This window comes from Fredinandcohnia quinoae (assembly GCF_022427965.1).
Classification (GTDB): domain Bacteria; phylum Bacillota; class Bacilli; order Bacillales; family Bacillaceae_L; genus Ferdinandcohnia; species Ferdinandcohnia quinoae.
Genome location: NZ_JAKTTI010000003.1, coordinates 79,104 through 100,025 on the forward strand (window position 1 = coordinate 79,104; position 20,922 = coordinate 100,025).

The 20,922-nt window shown below is 35.3% G+C and carries 30 protein-coding genes; 7 read left to right on the forward strand and 23 right to left on the reverse strand.

The features are described from left to right. Window positions 1–58: 58 nt before the first annotated feature. Window positions 59–691 (reverse strand): DUF8580 domain-containing lipoprotein, encoded by a 633-nt coding sequence (locus MJG50_RS03680; RefSeq protein WP_240252811.1) that lies wholly within the window; start codon window positions 689–691, stop codon window positions 59–61. A 361-nt stretch (window positions 692–1,052) separates the two neighbouring features. Between MJG50_RS03680 and MJG50_RS03685 the strand changes: the two genes are divergently transcribed. Next, a complete protein-coding gene (locus MJG50_RS03685; RefSeq protein ID WP_240252813.1) occupies window positions 1,053–1,538 on the forward strand; it encodes a hypothetical protein in 486 nt (161 codons plus the stop codon). Window positions 1,539–1,588: 50 nt separating this feature from the next. Here MJG50_RS03685 and MJG50_RS03690 read toward each other — a convergent pair whose 3' ends face one another. Then, window positions 1,589–2,551 carry an RpnC/YadD family protein gene (locus MJG50_RS03690; RefSeq protein ID WP_240252815.1) on the reverse strand — a complete coding sequence of 321 codons (963 nt, stop codon included), beginning with the start codon at window positions 2,549–2,551 and terminating at the stop codon, window positions 1,589–1,591. Window positions 2,552–2,777: 226 nt separating this feature from the next. Continuing rightward, window positions 2,778–3,107 carry a hypothetical protein gene (locus MJG50_RS03695; RefSeq protein WP_240253058.1) on the reverse strand — a complete coding sequence of 110 codons (330 nt, stop codon included), beginning with the start codon at window positions 3,105–3,107 and terminating at the stop codon, window positions 2,778–2,780. On the opposite strand from MJG50_RS03695, the gene MJG50_RS03700 reads away from it, so the two are divergent. Further along, window positions 3,060–3,470 carry a hypothetical protein gene (locus MJG50_RS03700; RefSeq protein ID WP_240253032.1) on the forward strand — a complete coding sequence of 137 codons (411 nt, stop codon included), beginning with the start codon at window positions 3,060–3,062 and terminating at the stop codon, window positions 3,468–3,470. The two genes, MJG50_RS03695 and MJG50_RS03700, sit on opposite strands and share 48 nt — an antisense overlap. A gap of 283 nt (window positions 3,471–3,753) precedes the next feature. Here the strand turns inward: MJG50_RS03700 and MJG50_RS03705 are convergent, their stop codons facing one another. Both MJG50_RS03705 and MJG50_RS03710 read right to left on the reverse strand, forming a co-directional pair. Further along, window positions 3,754–4,194, reverse strand: a complete 441-nt coding sequence (locus MJG50_RS03705) for a DoxX family protein (protein WP_240252817.1) — start codon at window positions 4,192–4,194, stop codon at window positions 3,754–3,756. Window positions 4,195–4,212: 18 nt separating this feature from the next. Further along, on the reverse strand, window positions 4,213–4,551 hold the full coding sequence (locus MJG50_RS03710) for a DUF1801 domain-containing protein (RefSeq protein WP_240252819.1): 339 nt from the start codon (window positions 4,549–4,551) through the stop codon (window positions 4,213–4,215). 199 nt (window positions 4,552–4,750) lie between these two features. On the opposite strand from MJG50_RS03710, the gene MJG50_RS03715 reads away from it, so the two are divergent. Continuing rightward, window positions 4,751–5,341 carry a TetR/AcrR family transcriptional regulator gene (locus MJG50_RS03715; protein WP_240252820.1) on the forward strand — a complete coding sequence of 197 codons (591 nt, stop codon included), beginning with the start codon at window positions 4,751–4,753 and terminating at the stop codon, window positions 5,339–5,341. A 306-nt stretch (window positions 5,342–5,647) separates the two neighbouring features. On the opposite strand, the gene MJG50_RS03720 is transcribed toward MJG50_RS03715, so the two are convergent. Further along, window positions 5,648–6,268, reverse strand: coding sequence for a hypothetical protein (locus MJG50_RS03720; RefSeq protein WP_240252822.1), 621 nt, complete (start codon window positions 6,266–6,268; stop codon window positions 5,648–5,650). Window positions 6,269–6,635: 367 nt separating this feature from the next. Here MJG50_RS03720 and MJG50_RS22370 point away from each other — a divergent pair, with 367 nt between their 5' ends. Continuing rightward, on the forward strand, window positions 6,636–6,824 hold the full coding sequence (locus tag MJG50_RS22370; protein ID WP_431307258.1) for a dihydrofolate reductase family protein: 189 nt from the start codon (window positions 6,636–6,638) through the stop codon (window positions 6,822–6,824). Between the two features lie 132 nt (window positions 6,825–6,956). Here the strand turns inward: MJG50_RS22370 and MJG50_RS03725 are convergent, their stop codons facing one another. The 9 genes from MJG50_RS03725 to MJG50_RS22280 form a co-directional block, all read right to left on the reverse strand. Next, window positions 6,957–7,352, reverse strand: coding sequence for a VOC family protein (locus tag MJG50_RS03725; protein ID WP_240252824.1), 396 nt, complete (start codon window positions 7,350–7,352; stop codon window positions 6,957–6,959). Between the two features lie 86 nt (window positions 7,353–7,438). Next, window positions 7,439–7,873, reverse strand: coding sequence for a YciI family protein (locus MJG50_RS03730; RefSeq protein WP_240252826.1), 435 nt, complete (start codon window positions 7,871–7,873; stop codon window positions 7,439–7,441). Between the two features lie 120 nt (window positions 7,874–7,993). Then, entirely contained in the window at window positions 7,994–9,256 is a 1,263-nt protein-coding gene (locus MJG50_RS03735; RefSeq protein WP_240252830.1) for an RNA polymerase sigma factor, read from the reverse strand. Then, window positions 9,253–9,687, reverse strand: coding sequence for a YciI family protein (locus MJG50_RS03740; RefSeq protein WP_240252833.1), 435 nt, complete (start codon window positions 9,685–9,687; stop codon window positions 9,253–9,255). Before MJG50_RS03740 ends, MJG50_RS03735 begins: the two co-directional genes overlap by 4 nt. Before the next feature lie 492 nt (window positions 9,688–10,179). Beyond that, window positions 10,180–11,190 (reverse strand): GNAT family N-acetyltransferase, encoded by a 1,011-nt coding sequence (locus tag MJG50_RS03745; protein WP_240252835.1) that lies wholly within the window; start codon window positions 11,188–11,190, stop codon window positions 10,180–10,182. A gap of 311 nt (window positions 11,191–11,501) precedes the next feature. Continuing rightward, the gene (locus MJG50_RS03750; protein ID WP_240253033.1) at window positions 11,502–11,969 is read right to left on the reverse strand and encodes a hypothetical protein; all 468 of its coding nucleotides are present in this window, start codon (window positions 11,967–11,969) and stop codon (window positions 11,502–11,504) included. Between the two features lie 8 nt (window positions 11,970–11,977). Further along, window positions 11,978–12,763: a hypothetical protein gene (locus tag MJG50_RS03755; RefSeq protein WP_240252836.1), complete on the reverse strand. Its 786-nt coding sequence runs from the start codon at window positions 12,761–12,763 to the stop codon at window positions 11,978–11,980. A 76-nt stretch (window positions 12,764–12,839) separates the two neighbouring features. Further along, window positions 12,840–13,151, reverse strand: coding sequence for a WCX domain-containing protein (locus MJG50_RS22275; protein WP_345893197.1), 312 nt, complete (start codon window positions 13,149–13,151; stop codon window positions 12,840–12,842). Continuing rightward, a complete protein-coding gene (locus MJG50_RS22280; RefSeq protein WP_345893198.1) occupies window positions 13,121–13,327 on the reverse strand; it encodes a helix-turn-helix transcriptional regulator in 207 nt (68 codons plus the stop codon). Before MJG50_RS22280 ends, MJG50_RS22275 begins: the two co-directional genes overlap by 31 nt. Window positions 13,328–13,433: 106 nt before the next feature. Here MJG50_RS22280 and MJG50_RS03765 point away from each other — a divergent pair, with 106 nt between their 5' ends. Then, window positions 13,434–13,970, forward strand: coding sequence for a dihydrofolate reductase family protein (locus MJG50_RS03765; protein ID WP_240252837.1), 537 nt, complete (start codon window positions 13,434–13,436; stop codon window positions 13,968–13,970). Window positions 13,971–14,073: 103 nt separating this feature from the next. Continuing rightward, window positions 14,074–14,547 carry a DinB family protein gene (locus MJG50_RS03770; protein ID WP_240252840.1) on the forward strand — a complete coding sequence of 158 codons (474 nt, stop codon included), beginning with the start codon at window positions 14,074–14,076 and terminating at the stop codon, window positions 14,545–14,547. A gap of 103 nt (window positions 14,548–14,650) precedes the next feature. Here MJG50_RS03770 and MJG50_RS03775 read toward each other — a convergent pair whose 3' ends face one another. From MJG50_RS03775 to MJG50_RS03795, 5 genes are all read right to left on the reverse strand, one after another. Further along, a complete protein-coding gene (locus MJG50_RS03775; protein WP_240252842.1) occupies window positions 14,651–15,019 on the reverse strand; it encodes a potassium channel family protein in 369 nt (122 codons plus the stop codon). Between the two features lie 203 nt (window positions 15,020–15,222). Beyond that, on the reverse strand, window positions 15,223–15,753 hold the full coding sequence (locus MJG50_RS03780) for a P-loop nucleotide/nucleoside kinase family protein (RefSeq protein ID WP_240253034.1): 531 nt from the start codon (window positions 15,751–15,753) through the stop codon (window positions 15,223–15,225). 228 nt (window positions 15,754–15,981) lie between these two features. Continuing rightward, the gene (locus MJG50_RS03785) at window positions 15,982–16,263 is read right to left on the reverse strand and encodes a hypothetical protein (RefSeq protein WP_240252844.1); all 282 of its coding nucleotides are present in this window, start codon (window positions 16,261–16,263) and stop codon (window positions 15,982–15,984) included. Between the two features lie 10 nt (window positions 16,264–16,273). Next, window positions 16,274–16,663, reverse strand: a complete 390-nt coding sequence (locus MJG50_RS03790) for an SHOCT-like domain-containing protein (RefSeq protein ID WP_240252846.1) — start codon at window positions 16,661–16,663, stop codon at window positions 16,274–16,276. Window positions 16,664–16,676: 13 nt separating this feature from the next. Continuing rightward, window positions 16,677–17,036 carry a DUF2089 domain-containing protein gene (locus MJG50_RS03795; RefSeq protein WP_240252849.1) on the reverse strand — a complete coding sequence of 120 codons (360 nt, stop codon included), beginning with the start codon at window positions 17,034–17,036 and terminating at the stop codon, window positions 16,677–16,679. A gap of 409 nt (window positions 17,037–17,445) precedes the next feature. Between MJG50_RS03795 and arr the strand changes: the two genes are divergently transcribed. Beyond that, window positions 17,446–17,862, forward strand: coding sequence for an NAD(+)--rifampin ADP-ribosyltransferase (gene arr / locus MJG50_RS03800; protein ID WP_240252850.1), 417 nt, complete (start codon window positions 17,446–17,448; stop codon window positions 17,860–17,862). A 167-nt stretch (window positions 17,863–18,029) separates the two neighbouring features. Here arr and MJG50_RS03805 read toward each other — a convergent pair whose 3' ends face one another. The 3 genes from MJG50_RS03805 to MJG50_RS03815 all read right to left on the reverse strand — a co-directional run bounded on the left by MJG50_RS03805 (window position 18,030) and on the right by MJG50_RS03815 (window position 20,268). Beyond that, complete coding sequence (locus tag MJG50_RS03805; protein ID WP_240252851.1) at window positions 18,030–18,782, reverse strand: NERD domain-containing protein; 753 nt, start codon at window positions 18,780–18,782, stop codon at window positions 18,030–18,032. A gap of 178 nt (window positions 18,783–18,960) precedes the next feature. Continuing rightward, on the reverse strand, window positions 18,961–19,956 hold the full coding sequence (locus MJG50_RS03810; protein WP_240252856.1) for an HNH endonuclease: 996 nt from the start codon (window positions 19,954–19,956) through the stop codon (window positions 18,961–18,963). 21 nt (window positions 19,957–19,977) lie between these two features. Continuing rightward, complete coding sequence (locus MJG50_RS03815) at window positions 19,978–20,268, reverse strand: nucleoside triphosphate pyrophosphohydrolase (RefSeq protein ID WP_240253038.1); 291 nt, start codon at window positions 20,266–20,268, stop codon at window positions 19,978–19,980. Window positions 20,269–20,922: the final 654 nt, after the last annotated feature.

Below are 20,922 nucleotides of genomic sequence, written 5' to 3' on the forward strand. Positions count from 1 at the left end.
TAATTTACTAAATAAAAGGATTTAATACGTTCTAATTTTCATACAAAATAACAGTGCTTTATTCTCTTAGTACGGTAGATAGGGAAATAAGAATTGGTCCAGCGAAATCGGATGCCTCCGCCCCTTTTGGATTATGAAGGCGGAACAGAAAAGCATCGCCCGATTCCGAGGTCCATACGATATAATCACTAATGCCTTCCTTTCCGGAAGCTTGAAGGTAGAGATCCGCGAAACCAAGTGGATGTTCAACCAACTCGCCGCTAAAATTGGACACATCACCGATTTGACTTAGCTCTTCCATACCCGCTACTTCAAGTTTAGTCAAATCATAATCGGATGGAAGTGGTTCAATATCAACGTAATATCCTGGATTACCACTCAATGATAGGTGACCAGTAGTTGCATCAAATGTAAATTTGTCAAAGACATACAAAGAAAATCCTTCCCCTTGGTGTAAAGTAGCCTCTAGTTTCTGATTCCCCTCAGATGTTAGCAATTCAAAGCTTTCGACTGCTGGGCGAGTTTCTTTAGCAGTTGGATTTTGCTCGGAAGAAGAAGGCGAAACCGATTCAGTTTCTGGGGTCTCCTTTTTCGTAGTACTGGAAGGCTTTGTTTCTCCCGTACAAGCACTAAGCATGAAAACGATAACGAGTGCCGAGATACTTTTCCAAATGGAATATCGGCTTTTCATTGTAATCGCTCCTTTCAAATTAGAACTTTTTTTCTAAAGTGTATTTACTCTTACTTTATGCTCCTTAAATATTAGACGGATAAAGGTTAAATTAGTTACTTATTTATTCCCTAAAATTGGCCCATTTCAATGAATTTTTTTACTCATTTTCTTTCACCACATTCTGCCGCTTTCTTTGCCTGGATATATTTTTGTTTTAAATGTTTTTATTAAAAAAACTCTTTAAGAATTGTTTGGATCTTATAGATGGGTGAATTTTTGTATCTTGTGGACTGGTATCAAAGTTGAATAAATCAAATCTTATAGGTAAAAATACTATTGATTTAAATGCACTATATTTTTATTCAAAAGGAGGTTGTTTATGATAAGGAAATGGAAAATGTATTTGATACTGGTTCTGCCTTGGTTAACTGTAAAAAAACTTGGAAAAAACTCATTACTCCGTTTCCTGCCAACTATTGTTTTTAGTGACTTAGTTATTGCATTAATAAGTGAACTATCTCAAAAGTTAAAATGGTGGAAAGTAAAAAATCCGTTATTTCCAAAATTAGCAACTGATGTCTCTTTTGTTTTTGGTCCTTTTACTATTATAAATTTATGGATCTTTAAACTGACATTCAAAAGATTCTGGTTATATTTATTGACCAATATATTTGCCGACTACTTATTTGCCTATCCATTAACAACCTTTGCAGAAAAACTACGCATATATAAAATGGGAAGAATGAGCCGAAAGCAGCTTTTCCTTTTAAGCCTCGCGGTAGCAGTACTTAACTACTTGTATCAATCATTATTTGTTGAACCTTTAAGGAGGAATCAGACGACTGATGATAATAAAGAACCCTAGTTTAGTTGTTATTCAAAACTAAGGTTCTTTTAATAAATATACCCTTTACTTTAAATGTTCTTTCTAATTCCCCTAACTTCCTCCACACTTAATCTAGTCATCTTTGCAATCTTTTCATCTGAAAAGTGTTCACGAATTAGTTCCATTGCAAAATTTTTACGTTCCTCTAATTTTCCTTCTTGTTTTCCTTCATATCTCTCTTGTTTGAATGCATCCGCTAGAGTAGGTGATTTTTTCATTTGCTTTGAATAAATCATATGATTAGCCTCCTTCTCAATTAATGGTATGATTTCTTTCCTTAATTCCCTTGTAAGTGTATTTGGTATTTGTAGTAGATAATCAATGAAGTAAAATAATGCGGTAATGTACAGTTCATGGGGATATTTGTCAGTGTCCAAAGCTGCTTCAAGTAATTTTCTTTTGATTTCAAATCTTTTATTATAGTCTGTCTTTGTTAAATGTAAGTGAATCCCCGCTAAGATTGCTAAGGCGATTGGATTTGATGAGGTTTCTAACGATGGAATAGCTTCATGTGTAAATTTGTACGTATTGTAATGGTATATTACTTTTGTACCGTAAAAGGAATATTGATATGGTTCAGGTTGAAATGAATGAGAAACATCTGTAACAACTGCAATTGCATAGACTTCCGTTGAAAATCGATCATACAATCGGTAGAAATATTGGAACATCCTTTTAGAAAGTTCGGGATCTTGACTTCCCTGAACTTCAATATGGATAAGGATATATTTTTCCAAGCCATCCTTTAAATATACCTTAACAACCTTATCTACATAATTTCTTCCCTTTTTTACTTTTATAATTTCTTGAAACAATTCTTGTTCCAAAAAATCATGTCCCTTCATAAAATCAATTGCCTCAAAAAGATCCGGAGCAAAAAATAGAATAAATTCTTCGAACAAGTCACCAATGACTTTCTTCCAAAGACCATCATAATCAGTTTGTTGATGATTGTATTCGCTAGATTTTTCAAGCACTAGTAGATTTGTCATTAGTTTACCACATCCCTTTTGGAAATATAAGTATTCAAAAATATTATACCAATTAAGAACATATGTTTCTATATATTTTCCGATTTAAAATTTTATACTCTCTTCAATCTATTTATTTTTCATTTTCTCTTTACTTAAGCATAGTTAAAAAATATTAAAAATAAATAACTGAGGCTTAATGAGAGAGGGTTTAAACCACGAAGATATCGAGGGAGAGTTTAGAAAATCAACAAATTTGGATATATGGGATTTCTATACTAGCCGGAGGAGTTTTTGGTCTTGCATACGAGGAGGTAGCGACCAGATTAAGCTGTACAATTTCTCCACTTATAGCCTTTCTCTTGTATGCCATGTTTGCACAAATTCCATTTTTAAAATTGCGTGAAGCTATTTCAAATATGAGATTCATAGTAGCACTGCTAATTAGTAATTTTATAGCAGTTCCTCTCATCGTTTGGTTATTACTATTACTATTTCCACAATCCCCGCCTATTTTATTAGTATTTGTTTGGTTCTTCTTACACCCTGTATTGACTATGTAATAGTCTTTACTCAATTAGGAAAAGGAAATGAGAAATTAATGCTCGCCTCCACACCTATTTTATTTGTCGTCCAAATGGTATTACTACCATTATATTTATGGCTATTTATCGGTGAAGAAATGATAGGAGTTGCTCATGCAAAGCCATTCCTGGAGGCATTTTTATTATTAATTGTTGTACCTCTTCTAGTCGCTGTAATGACCCAAATATATGCTAAAAAAAGCGAGCTCGGAGAAAAAGTATTAGGCGTGACAGCATGGTTTCCCGCTCCATTTATGACCTTTGTATTAATTGTAGTAGTAGCTTCACAAATTGGGAAGGTATACAGTGACATCTCGATTATAGTTCGAGTAATACGATATATGTTTTGTTTTTAATCATTACACCACTTGTATCTTGTCTAATCGCATCCATTTTCGAATTAGATAGTGGGGCAGGAAGATCTTTGATTTTTAGTACAGGAACAAGGAACTCCCTTGTCGTCTTTCCTTTAGCGTTAGCTCTACCTGATCTTGACCATTTCTCAATTGGTCCTTGGTCAAATCGTATAGTTTAAGTAGAACACAAAAGCCGATTCCATCACATACGGGAATTCGGCTCTTTTAGGTTGTTATAACAAAAGATTGTAAAAGATAAAGTCAACTTTTATTATCATTTACTTCAACCGATGTTGGTCCGGTTAAAGTTTTCATTATCTTTGAACGCTCTTCTTCTTTTTATGTGCAGGATATTCTGCAGTCTTTCGTCTCTAAGGTAAATCCCTGCCCATGTTAATATCCCTAAATATACAGGAAATAAAGTATGAGAAAATAAGGGATTATCGATGCGAACGTGTGAAGCGACTACCCCACCCAAAAAACCTGTCAATAATATGGCTCCAAGTATAGATGTTTGTGGAATTGCATATAGGATTACTGAAAGAAATGCAAGAAGACCAATGATTGTAACATGATTTTCAGCAAAGCCCATTTCAACCGTTCCTTCTACACTAACCGTAAGTTTAAACAGCTTCGTAATGCTATCAAACAGCATAAATAGAATAACAATTCCACTCATCACACGCGCCGTCCAGAGCCGACCTTTAGAAATAGATTGATTCATAATATCCTCTCCCTGCTCTTATAAGTTTGATGAAGCAAGTTGAACTAAGGAAATAAGCTGATTGTAATCAGGTTTCTCACCTTTAGCGATTTTCAATGTTTTTCTTTCTGAAGGACCATCAAAGTTTTTAGGAATATCAAGGTCTGTCGTATTAAATATCGTAAAACTGACAGCCTTCTTGGATGTTGAAATTACAGCAGCATATTTACCATTCTTCAAAAAATGAGGCTTTTTGTATTGCATTCTTTCCTGGGCTTCCGGGATAGCTTGATGCACTGCTTCACGAAGATCATCACATAGCTGTAATTGCCAAGGTTCCTCCAAGCTTTTAATAAAATCTGTAACTTCCAGATTCATGAACCACTCCTCCTTCTTCATATGATTTTTAAAAATATTGCCTACTATAACTTTACTAAAGGTAAGTTATTAATCATTATAGTAAATCTTAACTTTACATTTGTCAAATTAAATTAGACCTAATTTTCAGTTAAACTTGACTTTAAGTAATATTATTTATAACATTAAGACAATAAAGGATTATGGAAGGTGAATAAGATTGGGGAAGATCCGCAACGCAGAACGCACTCGTAAATCAATATTAGAAGCAGCAAGAGAAGAATTTTTCGAGAGGGGATATTCAGGGACACGTATTGAATCAATCGCCAAAAGAGCTGGTGTTAATAAACAATTGATTTATCATTATTTTAAGGGGAAAGATCAGCTCGTCAATGAGACCATCAATGACTTTCTTACCTCCTTGCCAGCGGAGCATCTCGCATTGCCAGTTAATCCAGTACAAATTGCTGAGTTCAGATATCATGTAAACCAGGAATATTTGATGGATTTTCTTAAATTTACAGCTTGGGAAGCAATTGAAAAAGGTCCAAATAACTTAAAAGGGGTTCAACAACGCGAAAAGGTTCTTCAGTCATACAACGAAGATATGAAGGCCAAACAAGAAATGGGGTTAGTTCCAAAGGAAATCGATCCTACAATGATTACATTAATGATGTCGAGCATAACAATATATCCTCTTCTTTATCCTGACGTAACTCGTATCATAACTGGTTTAGATCCAGAGGAACCTGAATTTAAAGAAAAATGGACACATTTCCTTCGCCAGATAAGCGAACGAATCTTTCAGTAAAATATCAGAAGTACGTGCTACCGAAATAATATAACAAGTTCTCTTTTGAAGTACAAAAAGAGGAAAAACAATTTAAATGGTATCAACAAAAGTTGTAGATTGGTGAGCAATTAAGGAGACAGAAAAGTTGTAGCTGCGCTTATTCGGATAGATATAAGTTGCCGATTGGCGAACTCTACGGGCGAAGACAGGTGCGTAAGTTCGAAAAAGGCAGAGATGTAAAATTAACTAACGATAATAAGCGCATCTTGTTGAGAGATATGGTCTAGCTAAAAAGATAAGGAATGCATCTCATCTCTCACTGGTTCAACCAACAATTAAACTAAATATACGTTCGTATGCATCATAAATTTTATTTGCCTCTTGATGTTGTTTGAACTCATATTTATATTGACCAACAAATAAATCTAATTCACGAAGTTCAATAAAAATATTCACTAAAACCTTTGGAACCTCTTCCCACGAATAAATCTCGTCGATAATATCGGATATTTCATGATAGATTCTTTCGAATTGTTGTTCATCCATTCCATTGCCATTTTGTAGTTTTTGAAAAAAGTTTCCGTTTTCGTTGATTTTTTCAATCAACCCATCAATCACTTTCGCTTTTTCGGGCTCTACTTCCCCCTTTTCCTTCATACATCTTTGAATCAGCTTTTTAGTATAGTCAGCTGCATTCTTGATTCGGACAGATTCTTCATTACCATATATTAAAGAAAAGTTGTACAGTTCATCATACAGGCCAATTAAAGTATGGACGATTTCTCCCGGAATGCTTGGCCGATTTTCCCATTCATCCGCACAACCGGTGAGTGCCTTAATTAACTTTTCATATTCATTTTCATCGAAACCATTTCTCATTCGCAGCTCTACGAGTAAATTTATTTCCGCCCGTTCTAAGTCTTCTATTAGCTTTTTGTCTTTCACAATCCCACTCTCCCTGAAAAGATCTTTCACGAACTTGCATCAGTTTCATATGATTGCTTATCCCATTTGAATAATCCCTCCAGAGATATTAAAGCTTAAAAAGGGATTTCCAAATACTCGATTAAGTGTTGGCTCTACTTACCGTAAGTGTTACATCATTATCAACCAATGATCCCGTTACATAATCGCGTCCTATACGGACCACTTCATACCAGGATACTATCATTTTAGTAAAGGCTTAATATAAAATATTAATTACTTATTTGTTACCGAGTTGTTCCGCCAATCCGTTCATTATATGATATCAAAAACACTTTCTATCCACTAGTATAGTAATGCTTTTACACACTAGGGATCTTGCATTATTATCGTTCCGGGGAGTGCTAACTTAGTACAAAGTCTATTAAATGCTGACTTTGTGAATGACATCAACATGATTATCCGCCCTGTTATCCTCGGAAGCGGTAAGCGATACCTTGGTTGCATTGGCGCAAGGAACGACTTTAAGCCCATTTATACACAACTCTATGAAACAAGTGGCTCAATAAGACTTTGATATGAGATCGAAAGTAACCAAATAAAATAGACCTAGTTTAACAGCAGAACAAAAAGCCAATTCCTTCGCACACGGAATTTGGCTCTTTTACATACACTTCTTTTATAGTGATTTATTAAAATTTTGGATGGTTTACGGTTTGGTTATCATCCATGTAACACCGAATTTATCAATAACTTCCCCATAATATGCTCCCCATGGCTGCATTGAAAAGGGGTACTTGTTTTCTCCCCCCTCGCCAAGCTTGGCATATGCCTCTCCTGCCTCAGACTCATTGTCATAGGTTAAAGCTAAACTGATGCTACGGCTAGTAGAAATTGGCTCAAAGGAATCGGAGATCATGAGCATATTACTTCCGGCTACCATTAATGACAGATGCATAACTTTATCCTTCATTGCTTCCGGAGTTCCCGGTGCCTCTCCGAATGTTTTAAGTGATACAATTTCCCCACCTAATGACTCTACATAAAAATCCGCCTGGCTTCGAGCATCCTCTGACATTAAATAAGCGTTTAATTGTGTTCCCATTTTTTCAACAACCTTTCCATTTTAATTTGTCTTTCTATATATACGACGAATAGTACTTCATTAAATCGACATAGGAAAAAACTTTTTTATATTTTTTTCAACATAGTAAGATGATCCTGTAAAGCGTCTTCTAGCGCTTTTAATCCTGGGTCTTTTTTGGATTCTAGTTTCTCTTTTAGTCTTCGAATTTCTATCTCATACTTACCTTTTGCCTCTGGAACCGGCATGCTTAACGCCCAATGTAGTGCCTCGTCCTCCGTACTCGCATCAATCACCATATATTCCGTGATAAGGTCTTGATTTACCGGAAGTGAGCCTGTCAATACCTGTGGTTTTCCGCCATCTTTTGGATATGTTATTCTTATACCGTTTGAACTTAACTGAAGTTTTTCATCGGCAAAAAGTACACCTTTCTTAGCTAGCGATCTCTTATACGAGATCATTGCATCGCGGTAATCCTTTCCGTTGGCTAGTTCTGCCTCCAAGTACTCTGTGGCTTTGATTATCAATAAGAATCTCATTATTTTCCCCTCCTTATTTAAGTTGGAAGAAATGATGAGCAGAATAGACTGCTCACTTATTCCTTTACCAACACAACGAATAAGGAACGGGATAATCGACAAGGCTGAGAAAAAAATTTTTTATGCAGATCCTTCTCCACATTCCTTCGCGCGATTTAGTAGAAGGGTTTGTTCACGTTCATTCTGGGTAAGAGATGCAGCACGTTCAAATTCTGTCCGCGCTTCATCAAAACGTCCTAGCTTCACAAGGAGATCCCCGCGAACACTCGGCAATAGATGATATTTCTTCAAGCTTTGGTCAGCATTCAACTGGTCTACAATCTGGATGCCAATGTCCGGACCAAATGCCATGGATATCGCAACTGCCCGGTTTAATTCTACGATTGGCGAGGGCATTACAATCGAAAGCGCTTCGTAAAGAACTGCAATCCGTGGCCAATCTGTCTCCTCAGGAGACGGTGCCTGAGCATGGCAAGCCGAGATGGCTGCTTGCAATGAATAAGGTCCAAGTGAACGTCCTAGCTTCCGGCTGCGCTCTAATGCTGCCAAACCACGGCGAATCAATAATTGATCCCACTGTGCCCGATTTTGATCCATCAGAAGAACAGGTTCTCCCTTTGAATTAACTCGAGTTTTGAACCGAGAAAATTGAATTTCCATTAAAGCAACAAGTCCATGAACTTCTGGTTCATTAGATGCGATTTCGGCAAGGACTCGTCCCAGTCTCAGTGCCTCTTGGCATAGTAAAGGACGGATCCAGTGTTCACCAGAAGTAGCTGAATAACCTTCATTAAACATAAGGTAGATCACTTCAAGCACAGTAGACAGGCGATCATTAAGATCCTCTCCGTGAGGTACCTCAAAAGGAATCTTTTTTTCGTTAAGGGTCCTCTTAGCACGGACAATTCTCTGAGCAATGGTTGATTCCGCGACAAGAAATGAACGTGAAATCTCTTCCTTGGTAAGTCCGCATAACAGTCGTAATGTTAAGGCAACTCTTGCCTCCTGGGACAATACGGGATGACAGGTCATAAAAATCAGACGAAGGAGATCGTCACCAATCTCCCCATCCAGTACTTGATCCACATCTTCCACCGTATATAAATCTGTATTTTTAGCAATCTCTACATACTTTTGATCACCTATCTTCTTTCTTCGCAAAAGATCAATCGCACGCCGCTTCGCCGTTGTCATCAGCCATGCTCCAGGATTGTCTGGTATCCCGGCATGCGGCCATTTTTCAAGAGCAATCACCAAGGCATCCTGAGCTAGATCCTCTGCAAGACCGACATCGCGAACCATTCCGGTTAACTTTGCAATGAGTTTTGGTGACTCTATTCGCCATATCGCATCAATCGTTCTTTGTGTTTGAGGCAAACTCACGCTTTTTGTCGCTCCTCTACATGCTTTCGAAGTGCTGCTTCTTTTTCCAGGAATTCTGGATTATCTGTTAAGTCCACCGCCTCAAAAACCTGTCTAAGCTCAATTTCTCCCTGCCCAAATCCATGAGGATCTGGCATCCGTAATGCCCATTCAATCGCTTCTTCTCTAGATTTAACTTCAATCAACGTATATCCCGCAATTAATTCTTTTGACTCCGTGAACGGACCGTCCATAACCTTTGGTTTACCACCAGCTTCCGGATATGATATCCTGATTCCGTTTGAACTAGGATGTAGTCCATCTCCCGCTAATAATACACCCGCTTTCACCAATTCTTCGTTATACTTTTGCATCGCTTCAATTAGCTCTGGGCTAGGCATTTTTCCTTCCTCTGAATCTGTAGTCGCTTTTACAATCATCATAAATCTCATACGTGATAACCTCCTATTTTTTTATGGTGAAGCTTCATTCTGATTGGTTTTTAACTTTCTACTAAGACGACGAATCACTATGAACAATATCGACAATTCTCAAAAATAATTTTGAAAAATTTGCTTTGCTAATAATTTACTAGTATTAATTGGATAAATCGGAAATCCATTTCTTCTTATATACGCCATAAGTATCTTAATTTCCTTTAAAAATCGGAGGCCATTTTGTCATTTTGTTCCATAATTTTATATATTTAATCAACCGGATTTTATGACAGCAAATCAAGGACAGAAATTATATACATTCCTACTGCTATGAAGCAAATTGGAATGCATCTATTTTTTCCACATAGAAAAAAGCCGCCTAGGAAGGCAGCTGGATTTTCAAGTGTGTTGTAATTTTCATAGATTCATTTTCAACGTCCTGCGGGATTAGCAGGCCATGATAGTGCCAGGAGCAGCATCAATGGTATAAATATCTGACAGATTTTGCTACAACAGCTTGATACTCGGGTTGTTAAAATTAGCCCATGCTATATGACTATCAATGGATCTCACCATTCTATAGGCTACTGGCATAAACCCGCACTTAGGCCAAAATGTTGAAGAAGCAAGGTTGGTTATTCGCCAATCTGTTACTATACTGTTATATCCTTTTTCTTTCATAATCCTATAACCTTCATTCATTAACCTTTTACCAACACCTTTTCCCATTTGAGAATCGGAGGTGCCTGCAATGCTTAACTCAACTCCATTGTCGGGTGTCATCAAATCAGTATTTATCTGATCATATACTTGAAATCCTACTTCCTTCATGTCTTTACTCGCAATAAGACATGTTGGATCATCTTCCTCTACTATACTTTTATATGCGGAATGAATATTGGATACAACTTCAGGTAACGCAGGCTCAAACGTAGGTGTTGAATTTTGATACGATTGAATGATGCTGGACATTTTCCCCATCATTTCACTATCCATTTTATCAGCAATTTTAATCTCTATATCAGATACATGTTCAAAGGGTTTGTAATCCCCGATATTCAATACCCCGTGTACTTGCTGGATAAAAAAGCTTAATCGTTGGTAGGCATCATAGTACACCTGATTTCCAAGTGGGATTATCGTGTAGTGCATAAAGCAGCCTTGCTCTAACCACTTCACTGAAACCTTTGCATATAGATTCCTGATAAGCTCAGAGGATTGATCCATTCTGATTGCGATTCCTTCATAGGGCACCCATATATGCCTGCCTCGAAGGGTGTCAATCTTTATCTCCCCAATGAGATAACCTACTAGTTCATGATTCGTAAATGCTCCAACCCCAATGACTTTTTTATGATTCAACAAGTTTCTAAGTAGATCTGTCGTATATTCTTTATTCAGACAAGAATTTTTTAGAAACGGAAACACTTCAGCTTCGGCATTTTGCCTTTGTATTAACAAATCAGCCATTGCAGGTAGATCATCAATACTAATTGGTTGGAACTCACATCTTTTCATTTCTATTTCCCCAATCAACTTCGAAACCAAGAATCTCTCGATAAAACAAAAAACACTCTTTAAAGTTTTCCGTCAATAGTCGAACATGCGTTAGTTTCATACAATCACTCCAATTAAGAAAATTTTAATGATGATACAATATTCTTCCTTTACTATTAAAAGACCTTTACATTTTCAACAAAAAAGTTAGAGCTCATCTTAACATAACCTTCTTACTCTATGAAATAGCTCAAAAAAAAGACACACCTTTAAAGGCGCGCCTTGGTTTCGAACGATCCAATAACTGCTTAATCCCCTAGTATTTCTAGACTTCAACTCTCCACCTTCGTTATTGCCACTCCCATTGCAAAATGTTTCCAAAGTATATTTTCAACCAATGCGATCTGTGTTTCTTCACAATCTATAATGAGGATGACCTCTGACTGTTTCCCTTTTAATACTCGTTTCCTTTTCCTTATCACTAATTCCATAAAAAGTCTAATTGCTACTCCCACAACAAATCCACTAATGGCACCGATGAGTCCCCAGTAAATGGGACCCCATGACAATTCAAAACCAATGCTTGCACCAATGACAGAAAATGCAGTAGCAAGTGCCATCCCTATATCGATGAGGGATGTTCCATCTGAACGATGAAGGGTATCAAAAAGCCTTCGTTCTTCTGTTCGATTATCGAGGGGAACGGCATATATATTTTCATTTTTAATGCCGTTCTTTCCAAGTGTTGATATAGCTATTTCTAAGTGGATATTACTATCAAACGTTGAAAATATTTGCACATTCATCGTTATACTTTTTGTCCTTTTCGTATTTTGAAATTTTTTGCTTGGAACTTTTCAATTAAATAATTTCTTTGTTCCTTTTCATAAAGTTTATTATTCTCAACCGAATTAATATAAGAGTCATATATCGCAAAGCCATAATGAGAAGGAAGAAATAAGAGCCACTCTGGTTTTATGACGGAGGTAGCTTCCATCACTTTTCCTAAGAACAATAACACAATGGCTTCTTGAACATGTGAATAATGATAAAAGGTAACTAATCCAAGAATAAGAAAAATCGCTGTTAAAATCCTATGAATATATAGCTGTCCGAGACCTGGTATAAAGAATGACCACATGACCGCCACAATTGGGTTTCTTTTATCTAAATAATTGATCTCCAATGTTCCTAAAGTGAATGAATTAAAACGATGATTTTCATGATCTGCCAAAAGATAAACCTTATTCATGTCAACTGTTGTTCGATAACTATCCCAGATTGCAAAAAGATATACCGGGATATACATCAAAAGCCATTTCGTATCCAAAACATCTTTAGCTAAGTCTATGTTTCCTTGGAAGGAGTAAATCATCGCAAGATTAATATGAGCCTTTAAATTTACAAATACTTCCCAAATAAATAAAGCATATCCTCTAAGATATTTTGATAGAAGCAAATGACCGAAACCGGGGAATGCAGCTGACCACCAGCCAATGATATAAGGATTCCGCAAATGAAGTTGAGTCGTTCCAAGAGAACTAACATGAGCTAGGTATCTTCTAGCAGTATTATTATTCTGATAATTATTCATGATAAAGCCACCCTTAGAGGATCTTATTCCTTACTATGATTTCCATAAAGTGGATTCCTTAACCTACCTTTTACGATTATTCATGATTGTAAAAATCAATAACGGACTTGGCTAATGATACGACTTTATCCGAAAGATCTTTTGGTGAAACGATCTTTATTTTGTTTGCGAATCCCAATATAAACTCAATAGCCTCTTGCTTATCATTAAATGCTAGAGTTGCTGGTATCCAATTGTCTTCATTTGGATTTTCGGTTTGTATTACTTTAACAAATTTACCTGTAAAATTAATTCGACTCATTATTTTTGGATGTATTTCTACTTGTACATCATAGTTCGGTAAATTTTGGACAAACTCTACTTTTGATTGCTCCCAGTATGTAGCCAAATTGAAATGAAGCGGTCTTCTTCAGAAACAATGGGAATCCCAGCATTCGTTAATGCATCCATATCTCTAAGGATGGTCCGATCCGATACCTCTAGTTCACTAGCTAATTCTTTCGCCGTCATTTTCCCTCTGTTTTGTAACAAAATCATTATATTCATTAATCGATCTGCTCTCATCAAATCCATCCCTTTAGCAAAAATAAGAATTAATTATTTTAATATGACAAAAGGTGTCGTGTTTTAACCTTATACTTATTTTATGGATAAAGAAAGGAGAATGATTATGAATCAAAATCGGAATGTCGTCTTATTCATTGCATCTAGTTTAGATGGATACATTGCTACAAAGGATGAGTCTCTTCAGTGGTTATTTGATGTAGAGGGTGAAGGTGACAATGGAATCTCGGAGTTTTATGATACTGTTGATACATTGCTAATGGGTAAAAAAACGTATGATTGGTTAATGAAACAAGAAATGGAGGAGTTCCCGTATACAAATAAGGAATGCTATGTGTTTTCAAGATCTTCTTATGAGGATACCGAGAATGTGAAGTTTGTGAATGATGACATAAAAAATTTTGTAAATACACTTAAAAACAAAGACGGTAATAATATCTGGGTACTAGGTGGTGGTGAATTGTTACATTCTTTTATTCAAGAGGATTTAGTTGATGAAATCATTATCACTTTTGCACCAACGATATTAGGGAATGGCATCCCTTTATTTAAGGAAGGAAACCGCCAATTAGACCTCTCTCTGAAAGGAACGAGGAAATTTAATCAATTTATTGAATTGCATTATGAAGTGAAAAGGCAATAAATTCCCACAATATTCTTGGAAAATAAAAGGAATTTAACAAGTTGAAATCGAACTTAATTGAGAAGTGATGAATTAAAATACGATAAGCATGGAGGGGAATGATATGGCAAAAGTAGATTCTTTTATTCAAGACTGGATTCGGCATAGACTTGTATTACAAGAAATGGTTGAATTGATTGACCATAAACATATCGACTTTAAACCTTGGGACAATGCCATTCCGATGGGGGCTTTAATTGTTCATATTGTAAGCTCAACGGATATGTTCGTAAAAACTGTTAAGAATGGTACGTTTACCCCACCAAAAACAATCAATCAATACCAAACAATCGATGAAGTTCGAAGCATTGTTAATCAATTGACCGAGGAGACTACAGCAGATTTGCAGTCGTTGACTGATGAACAGTTACTAAAAGAAATAAATATGAACAATTATCCTGGTACAGGCAGCTTCTGGCTATCAACTGCAAAGGACCACGAAATTCATCATAAAGGTCAATTGTTTACGTATGCAAGAATGGTTGGAGTTGAAAATGTACCATTCTTGGTTAAACAGCCAATAAAAAATATCGATTAACTTGAGCAGTATGCAATCAAAGATTTTATTCCGTTGGTAAGTCAAAAAAAGCGCATTTCTGGAGTATGAAATGTGCTTTTTCTTAATGATTTAGAATCAATTGTTATTTACGATTCAGCCTCTTCAGCTCTATTTCATTTTCTTCAGACCGTTCAAATTTGATAATCGCAAGACCCAATCTAATCAAAATCATCAACATAACTCCTATGCCAACCGCTAAATAAATCATGGTAAACCATTTACTTATATCCGTTTGTGGAATTAATCCGGTATGTATACTAGTCGGCATCAGACTTATAAATGCAAAGTAGAACGAATCTAGCAATGACCAACCCTCTGTTCGATGATAAAACATGGTTCCCGATAGTAAAATAATTGTTAATGTTCCAAGTAGTGTTCTAAATAATGGGTCCTTTCCTAATCGAAAAATAGCTGATACTAATCGTTTTAAAGTGAGGATAAATGAAATCATAGTTGTTCCCTTCAATCGAGTTATTCTTCATTAATTTAACTGTGCTATAGTGTAACATGCCCGACTCAAAAAAGTCGATTCCTATGGAAATCGGCTTTTTAAAGATATAGTAGATGTTACCTATTTTGAATATAAAGCTCTAGTTAACGAAAAATGACAAATAGCCCCACAAACACTAGCCTCTCCACTTAATTAAGTATTAATTATTCTTCAATATAATTCATTACATTTTGAATATAACTGTCCAAAGGCTGCGATGTGTCTACAATCAAACATTTATAATCAGAAGGTTTTTTACTGTTATTAATTGTGTATGTAAAGGCTTCTTCTGATTCAGCTTCTTTTATTTGGCTTATCATTCTTTCGCGATTTTTTAATCTAGTATTAATTTCATTTCGGTCATCAAGATAGCACTCCACATATTTGTAGGTAACATTATATTTTTTTGCTAATTCGGTACCCTTTTCAACCATTACCTCATATAAACAAGGACTATCGAATATTACAGCTTGCCCTTGTGATAAATGAAATTCTATTAAAGACCAATCAATATTATATGAGATTTTTGCAGCAAGATTTCCATCCATTGGTGCTTTCTCTTCCTCAATAGTATGTAATAATGCAGATTTTACAATATCATGGTCAATGATAACCACATCTACTCTAGCTGCAATTTGTCGTGCAAGGGTGGACTTCCCTGAACCAGGGTGACCTGACATTTGAACAAAAAACATATCTTGATACCATCCTTCGATAATTATTAGTAAAACAACTTCATTCATACGATTAATTAATTACATTTCGCCAATTATGTTTTATTTCCTTCTTTTATCTGATTGTTAATTACGATAGCCTTGCATTCCAATGTCTATTATATTTCGTGAACAAACGTAAAAAAAAATCCCACCAATAAAGTGTCCTTAACATAGCGATCACTTTATTAATGAGTATTCTGAAAAAAATTATAGTCTAATCTTAACCTCAGTACCGTCTTTCGCTTTGACATCTACTAGTACAATTCCTTTATAATTTTTTAGTTCCTTGACGATTGGCTTTAGCATTTTTTTGTCTATTGATGGAATCTCAATGTCCAGTTTTTTTCTTTCGAAATGCTCTTTTGTCCATTTATTCGCCTGTTGCTGAAAAAAATGTGAGGATAATATTGAAATACCAATGTTTAGAATGGCATATGGAATTGGGATCGTGAATCGAACGTCTTTTGCTTTTACTTTTATATACATCATTGGCATCACACTATTCAATGATGACAGAAACGGTATCTCCGTTTGCCGACTTAACATCGACAATTTGGCCATCCAATTCGTTTTCGATTGCTTCGATAATAAGGTTTATGTCAATATCCTTTACATATTTTTCTGATTGAGGAATACTTGCTGCGATACTGTGACCAGCCATTAATACGACCTTGACCAGTTTTATAGGCAGATTGGCCGTGACGTTATCACCTTCAGCAGATACAACACGAATTTTTAAGGTTTTATCAAAGTATTTAGTCGGTTTTTCTTCTCCTTTACTTCCTGTCTCTTCTTTCTCTTTTAATACCTGAATCAACTCAGAACCCTTATCTGCATCAATTTTCCCTTCTTGCACCATTGTTAACACTCTTGTAATTTCCTCTTTCATCGTAAATTCCTCCTTATTCTTTTAATAGCTTAATGGCTTCTTCTGGAGTGATTTCGCCATTTTCCAGCATAGTAACAACCTTTTTCTCGTCAACTTCATTTTTCTTCTGTACATATCCAAGTGATGAAATGATCTCTGATAGCTTGCCTCGAACCGTCGGATACGAAATTCCTAGTTCCTTTTCAACTTCTTTGATATTCCCTCTGCATGTTAAAAATACTTCCACAAAATGAAGCTGATCCTTAGATAATGAAGCAAGCTTAGATAATTCAAATTCATTTTCAATCGTAGTGTGACAATGAGAACACTGCAGCTTCGTAATCTTCAGTGTTTTGCTGCAGACAGGACAATTTGTGATTACTTTGTAGGCCATAATGTATTTCCTTTCTTTTATTTGATTTGATTATATACAAATAAATTAAAGTTGTAAATAATATATTTTAATTATTTTTAAATATATAATTAAAATAATTAATTTATGGATTAATATTATTAATACAGTTTTATTTGATATTAATTTTTTTGGGCTAATGAAAATAAATTTTGCATGTAAAAGTCTTTCTGAAGATAAAAAGACGCTTCCCATGTTTAGGAAAAGCGCCCAGTTTCTTTATATAATACATCAATCAAAAATGTTGATTGCTTTTTAAAAGGTAATTACCGTTCTTCATCATTCTCTCTACTTATAGTATATCGTGATTTTCAATTTTTTTGTAGACTATACTTTCGGTCATTCCAACACTATACTGTTGTTATAAATCTAATATAAGAGGTGTCTCAATATGAATGACAAAAAAGATGTCTTAGACAAAGGTCCCTTTTTCCATGGTACGAAAGCAGAACTAAAAATTGGAGACTTATTAGAGCCGCAACATTTATCAAATTACCAAGATAAAAAATCGAACCATATCTATTTTACTGCAACATTAGATGCTGCAAAATGGGGTGCTGAACTAGCAGCATCTAAATCAAAAGAAAGAATCTACATTGTAGAACCACTAGGTGATTTTGAAAATGATCCGAACGTAACTGACAAAAGATTCCCTGGAAACCCAACACGCTCCTATAGATCTAAGTCCCCTTTAAAAATAATAGCTGAATTAGGTTCATGGGAGAGACACTCCGATGAAGAAATTAATCATATGCTTACATCTTTACAAAAATTACGTGAACAAGGAAAAGCAGTAATATTCGATTAATCCCCCAAAAATCTATAATGTCATGACTTTTAAAGAATTTTACATTTACAATTGATTTTCGTTTTCGGCGATGAGCGCTGCCCAAAACCGACGGCCTGAAGGGAATATACCTTGAATGGTAGATTGAACCACCCAGCAAGGAAAGAGTTTTTCCCTTCTCCCGTCATTTAACCCGACTGCTTAGCCACAAACCTACATTTCGGGTAATTACTGCAACCTTTAAAAGCACCATACTTGCCCTTGCGCTCGACTAGATCGGAGCCACACTTTGGGCACATGTTAGCATTAATTTTATACTGGTAAAATCGTTGGGAATCCTTCACATTTTTCACATGCTGTTTTTTCTTATCACTGTCTGCCTTGGTTATGTTTTCTAGTTTGCTAGCAATTCGTCCGACTTCAACTGCTGTTAATTTACTATTTTTGCAGGTATGAATGGTGCTTACGAGACGTGATGAATAAATGACACTCGTATTTGGTTCATTAATATTCTTATTTTTAAGTGTTGCACGATTACTAAATGACACAATAGAATGATAGATTTCTTGATTTTCTATCCCTAAATACTCTTGTAATGCCTTAATATGGCCGTAATTTTGCCATAATGGGTTATACAGCTTTTCCTTCCGCTTATAAATAACCTGTGTCCAATATTTGCTTTTGGAGTCACCATAAATCCAGCCTTTATAATTCTTTGTCTCAATCACAAATATCCCAAATGCTGACACAACAACATGATCAATCTGGGATGCTTTTCTGTTTTTCAGTGGAATTAGTACATCATTAAAGACCTTATACTGCTCTGGATCAAGCTTGTTTAAATAAATGCGGACAGATGCTTCGCCAAGGAATCCTTTTACTTTTGGCGAACCAAGTACAGCTAAACCAACGATTACTAGTATGAATATCACGATCCCCATTGTAACAACCTCTATTTTCATTTCTATATTTTTCTAAATTATACCATGGGAAATTACAGGTTTTCAGAAAATATAAGATAATTTTACTATTATTTAAAATAGTAAAAAGCTACTCAATTAATTGAGTAGCTAATCACTTTGTTGTTTATTAACCTTCACATATAGCACTAGTTTCTTATCAGTCACTAGCTATTGGTGTCCAAAAATCAGTATAACCATTATCAATGGAAAAATGATACAGCTGTTCTAATTTGCTCGGAGTATATATTTGCATATCTTCTCTTCCTCGCATATCAGTCATGCCCAGAATTTGGTTGTTTCTATCTATTAATGCAGATAAATAGTTTTCCTTTGCTAGTTTATCACTTTTCGCCAGATTACAGGTGCTGCATGAAATAACTAAATTCCAGAGTTGGTCTGCTTGAACAAAGCTCCACGGAATAAAATGATCGACATGTGAGTTACTTTTATTTTTTATTTTCTTGCCACAATAGAAGCATTCTCCACCGTAGAATGATTCCAATACATAATAAAAGTGATCCAATGAAGTCCTCTTCGAAACATTCTCAACACTGAGTAATAATTTTGTAGTGTCCCCTTGTTCATTAAATTTTTCTAGAAACAGGGCTAAATGATAATTCGTTACATACGTTAATACCTTCTGAAATCGTTGCATAAAAGAGTAAAATGAACTATTTATTTTAATAAATTCCTTTTTATTATCAAAATCATAAATAGCACCGCTCGTATCACCATATATCGCACCCATTACATTAATCTTACATTTCTTCTTTACCTTCATTATGGTATCTACCTGTAGTTCATTTGATAATTTATCAAATACGAGGCTATTAGGTATTCCGTGCTTTTCTTGTAAGGACAGCAATACATTTTGTACTTCTGCTCTTTTACCGACCATATTGATTTGGTTTAAGTCATGATGAATAACTAAATTCCAATAGATCTTTGCAAAACTGCTAAAAATACGATCATAACTTAACTCCAATTTATCATTCACATTATAGAGGTTCTCAATAATTGATTTGATTAGCACAAACTTGTATGTAGTTGAGTTTTTCGATTTCGGCGAATAGATATAGTTAAAATGTGACCAGATATCCTTATCAGTTAAATAGGCTACACTCATCTCGCCGACTTGTAATTTATGGCTCATAACTCACCTTTTTACTCATGATTAGTCCTCTACCTCAATTAAAAATACCCTTTCTTTAAAGCCGCCTCTTTCTTTCGCTTTTTTCTTGCGAATTTCTTCGACTTTTTCAATTGAAGCACCGTGGCATTCTGCAAGAACATGAAGGATTTCCAACACATCTGCCATTTCTTCTAATGCATCTTCATCGTTCGTTGCATTCATATATTCTTCAAGTTCTTCAAAACTCTTTTTCTTAAGTTCTTGGATGTATTCGTTATTATTTATAATTCTTGTGGAACAATTCTTACCAGTTGCTTCAATAATTTCTGGGATATGGTCTCTAACTAACTTGTTCTATATAGGCATAGTATTCTTGCCTCCCCAAAGTATAGAATTACTTATTAATGATAGTATAGCAATATTATTAGGGAAAGACTTTGATTATTTTGTTAATTTTTGGAGAGGCAATTATATTGAGATTTCCTGGTGAGTAGTAAAAAGACAGGAATACATCCTGTCTTTTTAAAAATACTATTTATTAACTTCTTGTGTTGCCTGCTTTGATACCGGTGGTCGGGATCAAACTTGCTCATGTAATTTTAGGTCGGTAGGTTACAACCACTTTCACTATATTCAATACTTTTGACCACATAAAAATAGGGCCTGCCTGCTTTCGGTGATAGTAACCCTTCAATACATCGAAGGGTATACACTCATTTTAAATTTTCACCTGTCTCCTATCATTTGTTTGATCCATCAAGTAAGTGGGGTTGCTATTTTGTGTTGTACAAAAATGGTTTAACAACCAATTATATTAAAACAATACAATACGTCTACTCTAAGAAATTTATCCCTCGGTTCCATATATTTAGACAACTTAATTTTGCGGTGCCTGTCACAACCCAAAGAATCTTGTTTCACAAAGTTGTTCCACAAGAATATTATTAGATAGTAAAAATAAGCCGATTTCTTCAATGAATATGACTC

Bases quoted from the DNA above. Each gene is read 5' to 3' on its own strand.
- MJG50_RS03680 (WP_240252811.1), bottom strand. From the start codon at position 691: ATGAAAAGCCGATATTCCATTTGGAAAAGTATCTCGGCACTCGTTATC.
- MJG50_RS03685 (WP_240252813.1), top strand. From the start codon at position 1,053: ATGATAAGGAAATGGAAAATGTATTTGATACTGGTTCTGCCTTGGTTA.
- MJG50_RS03690 (WP_240252815.1), bottom strand. From the start codon at position 2,551: ATGACAAATCTACTAGTGCTTGAAAAATCTAGCGAATACAATCATCAA.
- MJG50_RS03705 (WP_240252817.1), bottom strand. From the start codon at position 4,194: ATGAATCAATCTATTTCTAAAGGTCGGCTCTGGACGGCGCGTGTGATG.
- MJG50_RS03710 (WP_240252819.1), bottom strand. From the start codon at position 4,551: ATGAATCTGGAAGTTACAGATTTTATTAAAAGCTTGGAGGAACCTTGG.
- MJG50_RS03725 (WP_240252824.1), bottom strand. From the start codon at position 7,352: ATGGGAACACAATTAAACGCTTATTTAATGTCAGAGGATGCTCGAAGC.
- MJG50_RS03730 (WP_240252826.1), bottom strand. From the start codon at position 7,873: ATGAGATTCTTATTGATAATCAAAGCCACAGAGTACTTGGAGGCAGAA.
- MJG50_RS03740 (WP_240252833.1), bottom strand. From the start codon at position 9,687: ATGAGATTTATGATGATTGTAAAAGCGACTACAGATTCAGAGGAAGGA.
- MJG50_RS03745 (WP_240252835.1), bottom strand. From the start codon at position 11,190: ATGAAAAGATGTGAGTTCCAACCAATTAGTATTGATGATCTACCTGCA.
- MJG50_RS03755 (WP_240252836.1), bottom strand. From the start codon at position 12,763: ATGAATAATTATCAGAATAATAATACTGCTAGAAGATACCTAGCTCAT.
- MJG50_RS22280 (WP_345893198.1), bottom strand. From the start codon at position 13,327: ATGAGAGCAGATCGATTAATGAATATAATGATTTTGTTACAAAACAGA.
- MJG50_RS03765 (WP_240252837.1), top strand. From the start codon at position 13,434: ATGAATCAAAATCGGAATGTCGTCTTATTCATTGCATCTAGTTTAGAT.
- MJG50_RS03770 (WP_240252840.1), top strand. From the start codon at position 14,074: ATGGCAAAAGTAGATTCTTTTATTCAAGACTGGATTCGGCATAGACTT.
- MJG50_RS03775 (WP_240252842.1), bottom strand. From the start codon at position 15,019: ATGATTTCATTTATCCTCACTTTAAAACGATTAGTATCAGCTATTTTT.
- MJG50_RS03780 (WP_240253034.1), bottom strand. From the start codon at position 15,753: ATGTTTTTTGTTCAAATGTCAGGTCACCCTGGTTCAGGGAAGTCCACC.
- MJG50_RS03785 (WP_240252844.1), bottom strand. From the start codon at position 16,263: ATGATGTATATAAAAGTAAAAGCAAAAGACGTTCGATTCACGATCCCA.
- MJG50_RS03790 (WP_240252846.1), bottom strand. From the start codon at position 16,663: ATGAAAGAGGAAATTACAAGAGTGTTAACAATGGTGCAAGAAGGGAAA.
- MJG50_RS03795 (WP_240252849.1), bottom strand. From the start codon at position 17,036: ATGGCCTACAAAGTAATCACAAATTGTCCTGTCTGCAGCAAAACACTG.
- arr (WP_240252850.1), top strand. From the start codon at position 17,446: ATGAATGACAAAAAAGATGTCTTAGACAAAGGTCCCTTTTTCCATGGT.
- MJG50_RS03805 (WP_240252851.1), bottom strand. From the start codon at position 18,782: ATGGGGATCGTGATATTCATACTAGTAATCGTTGGTTTAGCTGTACTT.
- MJG50_RS03810 (WP_240252856.1), bottom strand. From the start codon at position 19,956: ATGAGCCATAAATTACAAGTCGGCGAGATGAGTGTAGCCTATTTAACT.